General features: G+C 67.1%; 12 protein-coding genes and 1 pseudogene. 5 read left to right on the forward strand and 8 right to left on the reverse strand.

What is annotated here, in order from left to right; genetic code table 11:
* The first annotated feature begins 68 nt into the window (after nucleotides 1-68).
* Together ACWEO7_RS35970 and ACWEO7_RS35975 are read left to right on the forward strand one after the other, a co-directional pair.
* Nucleotides 69-287 (forward strand): hypothetical protein, encoded by a 219-nt coding sequence (locus ACWEO7_RS35970; RefSeq protein WP_452429904.1) that lies wholly within the window; start codon nucleotides 69-71, stop codon nucleotides 285-287.
* Nucleotides 288-784: 497 nt separating this feature from the next.
* A complete protein-coding gene (locus ACWEO7_RS35975) occupies nucleotides 785-1,351 on the forward strand; it encodes a recombinase family protein (RefSeq protein WP_452429906.1) in 567 nt (188 codons plus the stop codon).
* Here the strand turns inward: ACWEO7_RS35975 and ACWEO7_RS35980 are convergent.
* Complete coding sequence (locus ACWEO7_RS35980) at nucleotides 1,293-1,802, reverse strand: hypothetical protein (RefSeq protein WP_452429908.1); 510 nt, start codon at nucleotides 1,800-1,802, stop codon at nucleotides 1,293-1,295. The genes ACWEO7_RS35975 and ACWEO7_RS35980 overlap by 59 nt on opposite strands.
* A gap of 56 nt (nucleotides 1,803-1,858) precedes the next feature.
* Nucleotides 1,859-3,076 (reverse strand): annotated as a pseudogene (locus ACWEO7_RS35985) (DUF4158 domain-containing protein); the annotation flags it as partial.
* Here ACWEO7_RS35985 and ACWEO7_RS35990 point away from each other — a divergent pair.
* On the forward strand, nucleotides 3,015-3,149 hold the full coding sequence (locus tag ACWEO7_RS35990) for a hypothetical protein (RefSeq protein WP_452429910.1): 135 nt from the start codon (nucleotides 3,015-3,017) through the stop codon (nucleotides 3,147-3,149). The pseudogene ACWEO7_RS35985 and the gene ACWEO7_RS35990 sit on opposite strands and share 62 nt — an antisense overlap.
* A gap of 232 nt (nucleotides 3,150-3,381) precedes the next feature.
* On the opposite strand, the gene ACWEO7_RS35995 is transcribed toward ACWEO7_RS35990, so the two are convergent.
* The 3 genes from ACWEO7_RS35995 to ACWEO7_RS36005 are packed head-to-tail and all read right to left on the reverse strand — an operon-like array spanning nucleotide 3,382 to nucleotide 6,091.
* On the reverse strand, nucleotides 3,382-5,289 hold the full coding sequence (locus ACWEO7_RS35995; RefSeq protein WP_452429911.1) for a hypothetical protein: 1,908 nt from the start codon (nucleotides 5,287-5,289) through the stop codon (nucleotides 3,382-3,384).
* Complete coding sequence (locus tag ACWEO7_RS36000) at nucleotides 5,286-5,696, reverse strand: hypothetical protein (RefSeq protein WP_452429913.1); 411 nt, start codon at nucleotides 5,694-5,696, stop codon at nucleotides 5,286-5,288. The genes ACWEO7_RS35995 and ACWEO7_RS36000 overlap by 4 nt, the downstream gene beginning before the upstream one ends.
* Nucleotides 5,693-6,091, reverse strand: a complete 399-nt coding sequence (locus tag ACWEO7_RS36005; protein WP_452429915.1) for a hypothetical protein — start codon at nucleotides 6,089-6,091, stop codon at nucleotides 5,693-5,695. The genes ACWEO7_RS36000 and ACWEO7_RS36005 overlap by 4 nt, the downstream gene beginning before the upstream one ends.
* Nucleotides 6,092-7,353: 1,262 nt before the next feature.
* On the opposite strand from ACWEO7_RS36005, the gene ACWEO7_RS36010 reads away from it, so the two are divergent.
* Together ACWEO7_RS36010 and ACWEO7_RS36015 are read left to right on the forward strand one after the other, a co-directional pair.
* The gene (locus ACWEO7_RS36010; RefSeq protein ID WP_452429916.1) at nucleotides 7,354-7,803 is read left to right on the forward strand and encodes a hypothetical protein; all 450 of its coding nucleotides are present in this window, start codon (nucleotides 7,354-7,356) and stop codon (nucleotides 7,801-7,803) included.
* A gap of 1,042 nt (nucleotides 7,804-8,845) precedes the next feature.
* Entirely contained in the window at nucleotides 8,846-9,157 is a 312-nt protein-coding gene (locus tag ACWEO7_RS36015; RefSeq protein ID WP_452429918.1) for a hypothetical protein, read from the forward strand.
* 101 nt (nucleotides 9,158-9,258) lie between these two features.
* Here the strand turns inward: ACWEO7_RS36015 and ACWEO7_RS36020 are convergent, their stop codons facing one another.
* The 3 genes from ACWEO7_RS36020 to ACWEO7_RS36030 form a co-directional block, all read right to left on the reverse strand.
* Nucleotides 9,259-9,618, reverse strand: coding sequence for a hypothetical protein (locus ACWEO7_RS36020; protein ID WP_452429920.1), 360 nt, complete (start codon nucleotides 9,616-9,618; stop codon nucleotides 9,259-9,261).
* Entirely contained in the window at nucleotides 9,615-9,935 is a 321-nt protein-coding gene (locus ACWEO7_RS36025) for a hypothetical protein (RefSeq protein ID WP_452429922.1), read from the reverse strand. The genes ACWEO7_RS36020 and ACWEO7_RS36025 overlap by 4 nt, the downstream gene beginning before the upstream one ends.
* A partial coding sequence (locus ACWEO7_RS36030) for a hypothetical protein (protein WP_452429924.1) occupies nucleotides 9,932-12,367 on the reverse strand: 2,436 nt, incomplete at its 5' end. The genes ACWEO7_RS36025 and ACWEO7_RS36030, both read right to left, overlap by 4 nt.

Here is a 12,367-nt window from a genome sequence, read left to right on the forward strand (position 1 = left end):
TCGATGTTTATGTCGATCGATTCCCGACACTCGCTGTGACAGCATGTCGCGGGTCGAGAGGATTCGGGATGGGTGTCTGGGGCGGGTTGTGCGCGTTCGATGAGGCGAGGTTTCAAGAGGTGGTGGTCCCGGCGCTGCGGTCCGGTGGCGACCATCCGGTGGTCGAGCGCGCCGTGCGGCGGCTGTGGGCCTACGGGCTGGGCCTGGAGGGGTTCAAGGACGAGGTGGGATATCCAACTGCCCGCATCCAGCACACCGCGGCGTGCTGTTCCAATACGTCGTCATGAATGTCAGTATCCGCGTGCAGACCGATAGTCCGAACAGATCACGGCACAACATAATTCGTGACGAACTCATGCAGCGAGGTCGAACAGGGTCAGTTCCTGCGGATGTCGTGCAGCTGGCGCGCGCAGTTCGGTGCGCTGGCGGATCGCGCAGGTCGGTCCGATCCCTTGGGTGACCGATTACGGCGACACCAGCCAGCCGCCGCAGCGGCGGCAGTGCGCAACCAGTCTCACCGTGGGCCTGTGGGCGCGGTGTTGTCGGTTGTCGAGTTGTACCGGAGGCGGCCCGGCCACTGACTCACAACACGGGCGATGCAAGACCAACGAGACATCCGGTCACTCGAACAGCCACAGCCGAATGTCAATCAGGACTACACCCCAACGCCACAGCCGTGACCGGCCCGAAAAGCGTCAGAATAGAGTCGACATCTGTATTTCTTGACATTTGTCCGCTGGATTCTTAAACTCAACTTGACATCAAGTGGCGGCGAGGGTCATTTATGCGCGTTGGCTATATCAGGGTGAGTGCGGTCGACCAGAACACCGTGCGGCAGCTCGACGGGATCGAGGTCGAGCGCACCTTCGTCGACAAGGCCTCCGGGAAGGACACCGCACGCCCGCAGCTGGACGAGCTGATCGGGTTCGTGCGCGACGGCGACACCGTGATCGTGCACTCCATGGACCGCCTCGCCCGCAACCTCGACGACCTGCGGCGGTTGGTGCGCACCCTGACCGGCAAGGGCGTGCGGGTGGAGTTCGTGAAGGAGGCGCTGACCTTCACCGGCGAGGACTCGCCGATGGCGAACTTGCTGCTGAGCGTGATGGGTGCCTTCGCCGAGTTCGAACGCGCCCTGATCCTCGAACGCCAGCGCGAGGGTATCGCCGCGGCGAAGGCCCGCGGCGCCTACACCGGACGCAAACCCGCCCTCACCACCGAGCAAGCCGACTCGTTGCGCGCCCGCGCGGCCGCCGGAGTGTCGAAAGCGGCGCTGGCCAAGGAGTTCGGCGTCAGCCGCGAAACCGTCTACAGCTACCTCCGTACCGCAGCCTCTCCTGGTGCGCCGTGATCCGCGCTCGGACCCCGGCCGCGCGCTGATCGGAATGACGTGTGATGAAAGGTTTTTCTGATGAGCTGCGTCGGCTGCGGGACGACTTGGTCGGGCTGCTCTTGATCGCGCCCTGGCGGCGTTCGGTGATCTCGAGCCAGCTGCATTTCGACAGCGCCGCATGCAGCGCTTCCAGCTCGGTGCGCATCTCCTCGCGCATCGAGTCGATGAACTCGGTCGGATCCAGCGGTTTGCGCAGCTTGCCGTAGTGCTCGACGCGGCGTTCCTCGAAGTCGGTCGGCAGGTCTTGGGCCGGGTTGCGCCACTTGTCCGCGCCGACGACCCAGATCTCCCTGCACCGCAACTGATCCCGCAACGCCTGGAACGTGCAGATCTCGTACACCATCCGCACCACCCGCCGGTTGCCGTCCTTGTCGGCCTGATACACCAGCTCCACCCAATCCCCGGACATGCCGCGATGGGTGGGCACCTGCTCGCCGGGCGGGTAGTAACGCAGATTCGCCCCGGCTACTTGCCGATCAGGCCCAACGCGTCCAGCACCGGCCGGTGCGTGGTGTTGTTGGACCGGAACTCCAGCACGCTGAGCAGCTTGATCAGCCCGGCCCGGTAGTGGTTGGTGTACGAGGAGCGCAGAGTGGCCTTCACCGTGCGCTGATACGTCGGCCCCGACGACTTGAACTCGGCCACCAGGTCCCGCAGCACCGTCTGCGACGCCACCGGGAACACCGTGTCGCGCACCAACCTGTCCCCGGCATCGACAGTCGCTTCGGCGACCCGGAACAACAGGTTCTCCTTGCCGGTGACCTTCCTGAACTCCTTGATCAGCTCGTTGGTCACCCGCACCTCGGCGCGGGCGTTGATCCGATGCACCGTCGAGTTCAGCAGCTCGACCAGGGTGTCGGTGATCTCCCGGCGCCGGCAGTGCAGCAGCGCGGCCAGCAGCGTCAGCTGCACCCGAAGAGGATGACCACGCAGGTGACTCGGCGACTCCACCGCCGCCCGACCCCGCCAGCCGGTCACGATCTTCGGACCGATGTCGGCGAACACCTCGCCCGGCACCCCGACCTCCCGGACCGCTTCCAGCTTCGCGATCTCGGTCAGCATCGTGTTCAAACTGACGTTCCCCGGATCCGAGCGGATCCCCGCCAGCACCGCGCTGCCGCCCTCCAGCTCGCCGTTCTCGTCACCGACCGGGGCGACCAGCGCGACCAGCTTCGCCACAACCTCGGTCGACAACCGCGACAGCACCCGGTCGAACAGCACATCCTCACCGCGGCTCAACGCCGAACGCATGATCCGGTCGATCCGGCCAGCCGTCGGCGGCTCCAGCTTCCGCCGCCGAAGCTCGGCCAGCAGATGCTCACGCACCCGCTCACCACTGCGCTCGACCTGGGTCACATGATCGACCAGCCACCATGTCAACGCGTCCGCATCGACGACGCTGCATTCCCGGAACCCGAGCGCCTGACGAATCTGCGCGCGGTGGTACTCAATCGTGCGGCCGGACCAGTCGTAAAACGCGATCTCCGTACGCTCCACACCCACCTGACGGGCCACGTACTCAACCGCCTCGTCCGGGACCTCGGCCCGGCCACGCGGGAACCGACCCCGCTCGGTATAGAACCGCAGCAAGATCGCGAACCCCAACCGAGTAGGACCCCGCTTGCCGCCGATCAACTCCGGCTCGTTCCCCACGAGCGTCCACGCGTCGATCAGCTCGTCCTGGTCAACCTCACGCACCACAGCCGCGCAAACTACACCGAGATCATCACCGGCACAGGACAATTGCGGCAGATGACACGAACCTTACCGCCGCCGCTGCGCTTGGCCTACGCCTGACTTGCGGCCGGTGACACGGTCCTTACCGGTACCCCTACTTTGCGGCTCGGGCCGCGGACCTTAGCCACCACCCGTAGATGCTCGGTGCGGGTTTGTGCCCGCTTGCCGTACGAACGAATCAGCGATGCATCAACATGTTCCCCTACCCCAACCTCTGGACGCGGCGAAAGTGGATGCGGCGAAGGCGGTTCTCAGTCCGGGAGGATGACCCTGTCCGGGCGCTCGATGTCGGGCATCTCGGACTTGACGAACTGCTCGGTGGTCACCCACTGGGTGAAGCCCCACGGGTTGTAGATCTGCAGTTGGCCCGGTCGGGTGGCAACCACGACCACCTGGTGACCGTCACCCTCTCCTTTCGGGGCGAGTACGATCGGGACGGGCTTGCCCGCGGCCACCGCGGCCTCGATCTGCGGCAGGGCAGCTTGTCGCGTCTGCTCGGTGGACACCGCGGCCGTGTGGTAAGTGCTACCGGTGATGGGATTAAGCAGGTGGTTCACCATCTTCTGGTCACCTCGTGGATAGGGGGTGAGTTCGCGATCGAAGTTGTCGTGGAATACCCGAACGAGCCGATCCCGGAACGCCTTCGGGCTGTCGTCGCCTGCGGCCGGGCCGCTCACCGCCGCCGGGCCGGTGCCCGTGGTGACACCCAGCATCAGCACCGGATCGGCATCCAGCCGGGCGACCACCGTGGACGCCGAGGTGCAGTTTTTCTTGTCCTGGGCGTAGGTGATGGCCTCGGCCATAAGATCAGGGGTGTAGCGAAGATCTCGCTTTCTGTCGTGCACGGTTCCGTGGTTGGCGAGGTCGTTGACGTGCAGATGTGTCCAGAGCCAATAGCGGTCGTCTCCGTGTTCGTGGATCTGTTCGTCGAACGCGGTGATATCGGACAGCGAGTATCCCGCCGCCAACGCCTCCCACAGGTAAGCCGCCTCCTGCGGCGACTTGGCGTTGCTCACCAGCTTTTCGAACGCGGACCGGTCATCGGATGACATGGCCGAGAGCCGCTGCGAGGCACGGGCCAATGCTGTCGGAGTGAGGATGTCGTCGGAGGGGTCGGCCGCTTCGCCGACTTGACCGGTGTAGGCGAGGGTTGCGGCATCGACCGGGTCCATCCCGGGCGCCTTGACATCGCGGGCCCGTGCCTCCTGGGTGGCCGCGCCGACCGACGACGCACACGTTGTTGCCGCTGTTTCGTATGCCTTCGTCGCGGTGATCCGGGCTCGGCAGCTGTCGATGGCGTGTCCGCGGACCTCTGCGTCGGTCTTGTTGCCGAGCTGGGTGCGTGCGTCGGTGAGTCCGTTCACCCCGGTGGTGTCTTGCCGTTGTGTCTGGGCCATTGCGTCCGACCAGAGGCGCAGCGCGTCGCTGGCCGAGGTGAACGCGTCGTATGCGTGCTGGGCGGCGCCGCCGAAGGTCCACACTGCATCCGCCGCCGTCTGGCCGGCATGACCGCGCCACGAGCCCGGCAGCTTGTATTTTGCGACCTGCGCGAGTTCGCTGTGCATCAGCTTGTGCACCGAAGCGGCGTCGGCGAAAGCACGGGCCTGGGCGTCGACGGCTGTCGTGGATCCCGGCAACGCCGGCACCTTGAGCGCGATGTCGATCGCTTCCTGCAAATGACTTCGGTTGAGGCCGTGCTGCATCGACTCCAACGCCAATTGCAGTGCCTTCAGCCGCGCGCTTTTCCCGGGCAGCGTGAGTTCTGGTGGGATCTGGGAAATTTGGTCGTACCGATGTGCAAGGCCCGTATTAAACCAACCGGCCCCCCCGACCTGGGCCAGCTTGCTCGCCATCGGGCCGACACTCGCGGGCAGTCGGGCAGCGAGTGGCGAGATATGTTTGCCGACGCCGGGCAGCGTGCCCGCAGACTTGCTCAGCAGGCCGGGTATCGCGCGGGCTGTCCCCCTGCCGAGTTGCCCTCCCAGAGCGCCGACGCCGGCGTCGACCAAGAGGTCGGTACCCGCCGACTGGCCGTCGATCATCCCAGTGAGAACGCCCCCGACCGCCCCCCCGATGAGTGCCGCGCCAGGAACGGGGGCCAGCGAGATGGCCCCGCCGAGCAGCCCGGCGCCGACGCGTTGCCAGCTCTTGCTGATCATGAGAGGCTCCACGGCGGCCGAGGGCCGCGAACGACGGTGCGCCGCGACCGCAGCACGGCGGCCACCATCTCCAACCACCGTGCGAACGCCTCGTCGCGGGCGACATCGGGTTCGGCGTCGGGGCATGCCGCCGTCATCCAGGCGCGAACCATCGCCGTCGGTTGGGCACCGACCAGTGGCGCGGGCAGCCGCCGGGCATCGGGCAACCCCATGACGCGCACGCAGCCTGCAAGAAAGGCCACCGGATTCGGTCCCACCCCAACATCCTCAAACTGCGCCGCGGCGGCTACCGCCGCGGCGGCGAGCGCAATGTCTTGATCGTCAGTGGAGTCCGACATCGCTGCGGCCACCGCCGACGCGACGTCCAGGGTGCGCAGCCCGGCGTCGAAGCGTCGGTCGCCGGTCATCCGCCCGGTGGACGGCCCGAAGGTTCGGTGACCGGTGGCACCGGCGGGGGCGCCAGCGGGGGCACCTGACCGGTGCCGCCCTCGACACTCGCGCGACCGTCGTGGTCGGCTTCCTGATACTGACGTTTGGCCCGAGGCAGCAACTCCACGATGATGCCGACGGCTTGGGCGGTGAGCTCGGTTTCGGTCACCCACGCACGGCGGAAGTCCACGCACGCCGACGCAACCGCGCTGTCACCGAGACCGGAGCCATCCATGCCGGTATTCTTCAAACTGTTCAGCAGCTTCGTCAGGCTGTCATAGGTCGATACCACCCCGGAAACCGCTGAATCAAAAGACTCCGGGTCGAGATACAGCGGCAGGGTTCTGCCATTGCCCAAATCCAACTCGTCCACTAGCCGACTATCTCTGTTTCGGAAAATATTCCCCGCTGCGAGAATTCGATAGGGACGCTTTTCGATTTCTGGTCATCTCGAGGCCGGGCGAGCTCAGGCCGGCACCGACCTCGAGGTCGGTGATTCGCCGGACCGAGGCGTGCACTGTGGGCGTCGCGCGACTGGGCGATGTAGCCGGCGCATGACCCGATCGTCGACGAGCCGACCACCATCGTTCCCGGGTCGCTACCGAGTCGAGCATCCACTCAGCCTGCCCAGTCGCCAACGCTTCCGGGATGGGGGAAAGTCCTACGATCGCCACTGCGCTGGTAGGCCTCGGAATCGGGGTGTCGGTAGGACCTCCCTGATGAGGCATACCTCGCGATCCGCGACCGCGCCGCGCCGAGCTGGCAGACCGGTTCCCAGATCCCGTGTGAAGCGAAGTCCCAGCCTGTCTCGAAACCAAGTGGACGGGCTCGATAACAGTCCGCGATGAGGTGTTGTAAAGCGATTCTCAACACCGGTAAGTGAACCGGATCAGGTCTGTGGTCACGACAATCGAAGGATGGGCCGACGCTCACGCCGTCGATGTCCTGTATGTCGGACGGCTCTTCCTCGCGACGCCAATCCGCGGCGCCGCTACTGCTCGCCTGCGTGTGTCGCCCGCGCCTACCGAGCCCGTAAGAGGTTCGGCGCGGTGTATGAGCGGGTGCTTGCCGGCGGCCAGTGCCGTGTCGCAGGGGAGGAGCCGAGCGCGGGGATCGTTTGTCCCGGCTGTGGCTGGTGGATCTACCCGGGTGGCCGCGACCTTCGCGCCGATGCCCGTCACTGCTCACCGACCTGCAGGCAACGCCACTACCGCCACCGCAAGCGCGAAAAAAGTTCGTGATCATGACGCATAGCCGTGACACTGTCACGGCTGTCGTCATGATCAGCGCCGATGCTGTCGGTCCCCTTCTTCACACTGAGCCGAAATCCATGCAACTCCTCAACCGACCACTCCCGACGCACGAGCCCAAACCGTAGAGCGGATCAGCAGTTACCCGCGCGTCCTACATTGCCCCTGGGGTCAGCTTCGGGAGTTAGCCCTCGGCTGCGATCACGCTGCAGCACGCTTACGACATGATCGGTGTCCAAGCCCGACCGACCGCGGTCGAGCTGGTGATCGCCCATCGAACCTGAGGGACGTTGACCCGCTACGGCGGCGGTGGAGCGTTCTTGAGCACTTCAACGGGCACTGTGTGCTGTGGCTGCCTGGATCGGGTCGGTGGATCGACGCGACCGTGACGCAGTACCCGGAGGCTCGCGCCTCGTTGCCGCTGCCGGTGATCGGCCGCGCGGCCGCCACACTCGGAGGTGGAGCGGCATCGCGCGCGGCCTATGCCGAAGGCCGGCTTTCGGTGGGCTCGCACATGACGGTGCCTCGAGAGGAACTGGTCCTGGACTACACCGTCGTCGCGGCCGACGACAGCATGTTCACCGATGCTCTCGCCGCCGACCCGGTCATGGCCGCGCGGTTGCGCTGTGCTGGAGTCGATCTCGCCTCCGCCTCGGTCGAGTGGTGGCGCGAGCCCGGAATCGTCGAGCGAGTCCGCAACGCGCCGTACCCGCGGCTACACGCGCTGCTCGATGGGGTCGGGCAGGCTCCGGTGCACATCGACGGCGAGGGGAATTGGTTCTTCCAGACTGCGCCTGAGCAGCGCGCCCGGCTCGATGAACTGCTGACCGTCTGAACTGACCCGCTCAGACCCGCGCAGTTGCGCCGGAATGAGGTAGCCCAGGATGTAGAACAGCCCCCGGAACCTTGGTTTCAAGACACTTGCGATTCCGTGCGTGTCGGCGGCGGCTCCGAGGGTGGGGATTTTGGCGGGGGCAGTCGGTGACGTCCAGGCCACCCGCGAACACTGCAACGCATAACCGCACCCTGACGTGAGCCGAAACGACCCCGGCTCCCTCACTGTCGGCTGATGAGGGAGCCGGGGCCGTTGCCTACCTGCGGGTGCCGCGCCCCCGGTGTTGTGAGGACCGGGCGCGACGGAATCCATCTGATCACGAGCTATGTTGTGTGACAAAGCTTTTGATACAAGATTCATCGAATGCATGTGAAAAATACTGTCGGACAGTCTGTTTGGTGCACCCGAAACGGGCGGAAGGTCATGGATCACGACCTTGGTCAACAAAGAGCTGGCACCGCTCGAGCCTCGGCGGCCGGGGTGTCTGTTCAGGGACCGATCCGTGACGGCCCGCCCTCGGTGGGTGAGGTTTCGGGGCGGGCCTGCCCATCGCCGCGTGTAGAACGTGGATCACGCAGGGGAGACGCCCGGAGGGAGACACCAAGGGACCCCACCCGCAAAGGAGGTGAGTGAAAGGTGACCCCGGAGCGTCTGGGCCCCTCCGAGCGCTGTCACGATGACCGCAGGGAATGGATTGCCTCGTGACAGCCGCAGACACTACGGCCGCACCCGCCCCGATACCCGCTACCACGATTCCCGCGTGTCACCGGATTCCGCGCACACGACACCGCAGGCCCGGTCCTGGCGTCCCGGCCGAGCCTGCGATGCCCCGGCCAGTGCCCGAGCGGCGGCTCAGACCCCGGCCTCACCCCAAACCCTGCCACTGCGACCAGCCTTGTCAAGGATGAAACCGGCCCTGAACTGGGCAATGTCCGGTTTCGAACAAAATAGTGAGGCGGGATATCGACCCCGAGTGTCGGGCGCGGCGGCTACGCTTCGCCGCGCACGCCGGTGACCGGACGCTGATCAGGGAGGGACCGTGATGCCGAGAGAGGTGGGAGGCGGGATCGTCCGTCGCTGGTACTGCGACAATCCGCGCTGTCGGCACCCGTGGCATGAGACGCAGTGGTGCCCGGAACAGACCTCGAGCGAGGTCGCCGAGGTCTGGCTGTCCCCTGATCAGCAGCAGGCGGTGTGGGAGTGGCGGGCCGAGCGGGCGCGGCGGGCGGCCGCTGACGCCGAGCGGGTCCGCCGCGCTCAACCGGCCGCACCGCCGGATCCGGGCTACGGGTGGCTGCTGGTGGTCGGCTTGTTGTTCATCGCCGTGACGCTGGGTGTGCTGCTGGTCCGCTGATCCGCCGGGCGGGCGAACAACCCCCCGAACGCATGGACCCTGGTCACACCGAACGGCCCCGGAGAATTGATCTCCGGGGCCGCTGGGTGTGACCAGGGGTCTTACGGGTGGTTCTCGCCGGTGAGCCAGGGCGGGTAGTGGGGTTCGCGGTATTGGAACCACAGGTGGAAGACCTGGTCCAAGCGGACCCGGAATCCTTTGAGCCGTCCGATCTCGTGGCCGGGGTGTTCGTCGTCGGGATCGGCGTGGGGATGGTCGACGACCCACACCAGGCCGTCGTCGCGGGTCCAGGCGTACAGGTCGTACCAGAGCTGATCGACCAGCACGGTCACCGCGTCGCCGCCGCGCCGGTACGGCACGCCCCGGGCCCGCAGTTCCGCGCACAGCACCGCGGTGCGGATCCGGCGCAGGTGCACGATCTCGTAGGCCGCTGCGTGGGCGGCGCGCAGGATGCGGCTCATTTCACGGCCTCGATCCGCACCAGCGCGTTGGCGGCGTACCGCTCGCCGCGGCGGGTGAGTTTCGGGCCGTGCCAGCGGCTGGTGCGGGTGTAGCCCCGGCTGGTCAGCTCGGTGTCGATGTCGTCGAGGGCGGCCGGGACTCCCGCCTCGCCGCTGTCGAGGATCACCGACTCCCACCACTGGCCGCGTTCGTAGCCCTCGAACGTCCCGTCCACGGCGAAGATGACCTCACCGCCGAAGACGTCGACGGCGGGCCACTCGGCGGGCGGGGCGGTGTAGGCGACCAGCATCACGTACTCCTCGATGGTGTCGATCATCGGCCGATCTCCTGTTCCTGCATGTGCAGCTGCCGGATTCCTGCTGGCGCCGCGGCTTGGGCGGTGGTGAGGCTGGTGTCGATGCGGGCTGTGCACGCGCGCTGAGGGCTCCGGGGCTGGCGGGCTGTTTCGGGTGGTTTGGCGCGGCCGGCATCGGCGGCCTGGCGCTGGGCTATCGCGTCGTCGCGGTCGTCGGCGACCTGCGCGGTCTTGGCCTCCCACTGCTCGGTGCGCGCGAGCGAAGCGTTGCCGAGTTCACCGGCAACGCGGGCGTGGGTGTCGAGCAGGTCGCGGATCTCGGTGCGCGCGGTCGTCGGGACACCGGCCTGAGCGAGGGCCTGGCCGAGGCGCCCGCGCTTTTCGACGAACGCGGTGCGTTTCGCCTGGAGGCTGAACGCCCGCGAGCCGCTGGCCACACTGCTGAGGGTGTACCCGACCTCCTTGACCGCCTCGGTGAGCTGCCCGGCGGCGCGGGTGTGCGGATCCACCGCGTTGGTGGCGTCGATGCGCTGGGTGATCGCCTCCCGCGCGGTGTCGGCCAGTTGTGACGCGGCGCGCTCGCGGCGCAGGAAGTCGGCGTCGGCTTTGGTGTGCTCGTCGGCGAACAGCAGCTCCGCCAGCTCGGTGCGGCCGGTGTCGATGTCGGTGATGATCGCGGCGAGCTGCGCGCGCTCGATCGAGGCCAGTCCTTTCCCGCCCTGCGCGGTGTCCAGCAGCTTTTCCCGGGTCGCAACGATCCGGTCGATACGGGCGCTGGTCTCGTCCTGCATGGTGGGTGATTTGTGCCCGAGCCGTGCTCGTTCCTCTTCCGACATCCGGCCTTCGGCCAGGTAGTCGGCGTCCAGGCGCATCTCCTGGGCGTCGTGGGCGTAGTCGTGGAGGTCTTCGGCGAGCCTCTGTCGATCGACGTATCCGGGCCACAGCTGGGTGTCGACCTGCTGCCCGGCGGCGATGGCCTTGCCCGCCGCGCGGACTCGCTCCTGATCAGCTGCGGTCATCACCGAGATCTCCCGGCCCACCTGCGGGGCGATCCTCTGGTTCCGGGCGAATTCCTCCAGCAGTTTCGGAACCCGGCCTCGGGTCTCCTCCCCTGGGTCGACGAACACTGGTGAGGCCAGCAGATCGATGTCGCTGACATCGCCGCGCAGGAAATCGACGACGAATCCCACACGGGCCCGGTCGGCTTCGCTGATCTTCGCCGCGGCCAGGTCGGCTTCCAGCTGCTGCCGCAGCGCGTCCTCACCGTCGAGGGTCGCGTGCGGATTGTCCGGGTCGATGCCGTAGTGCCATGCCGAGAGCGCTTCGCCTACGGCGGCTTTCGCGGCATCCGACAGCGGCAGCGCGGAGACGATGTCGACGGCGGCCGACTTGCGGTCGAACAGGGCTTTGACTTCGGCGGAGTCTTGGGCGGCGACCGGATCGAAGTCACCGGCCAGGTCCACGGCCAGCTCCTCGGCGTCGATGCGCACGCCCCAGGTCGTGGCGTAGTCGCTGGTGAGCTGGGTCAGCCGGTCGGCGGCGAGGTCCGAGCCGGTGCGGAACACCAAGGCATCGGCCAGCGGCGCCACCGACGCCGGGCCGTGCTGGGCGGTGTTCGTCGTGAGCCGGGCCTCGGCGTTGTCGATCGCGGTCCGCATCGTGGCTTCGAGCTCGGCGACCGCATCGCCGCCCTGGCGCTCGGCCTCCTCGACTGCGGCGTCGAGCTTGTCCAGGCGTTGGCGGGCCTGGTTGACCGCGACCGTGGCCAGCAGATACGCGATCCGCTGACCGTGGCCGGCCGGAGTGGCGAGGGCGTTGTGGAGCCACTGGGCCATCTCACGGGCATCAGCGACTCGGTCGAAACTCTCGTACCAGGACTGCCACTGCGGAGCGTTGCTCAGCTCGCCGCGGAAGCGGCGCAAATGCTCGTCGAGTTCCTCTTGGGCTGTGATCACCGCTTCGGCGACCTGGTCGTCGTGCCCTGTCGCGGCGGCATGGTGAGCCTGATCGAGCGCACGTTTGAGCTGGTCGGCGCGGACGTGGACATCGAACAGATCCACATGCCGACGATCACCGTCGAAGGTGCTCTGGGACATTGGGTTTTCCTCCTGGTAGGTGGTGGGGTCGGTGTTCCAGCCCGGCCCCGGATCTGCGGATTGGGTGAGTTCTCGACGGGAGATCCCGCGCCGTTCGGCGGCGCGGGCCTGGTGTTCGCGGATCGCTTTGGCGACCGCGAGCAGCTGCTTGGGGCTCGCGGTCCGCTTGGGCACGGCCAGGCGGGAGTCGTAGAGGTAGGTGATCTGCCGACGGCCGAAGCGTGTGGTCTCGGTCTGGGCGACGGGGGCGTGCCCACCGGGAGCAAGGCCCGCCGCCCGGAGCTGGCGGCGGGCCTTGAGGTGGGCCGGTGCGGCCTTCCACGCATAGGCGTCGGGCTCGCGGTCAGAAGCGGTGTC

This window comes from Nocardia sp. NPDC004260, assembly GCF_053603155.1.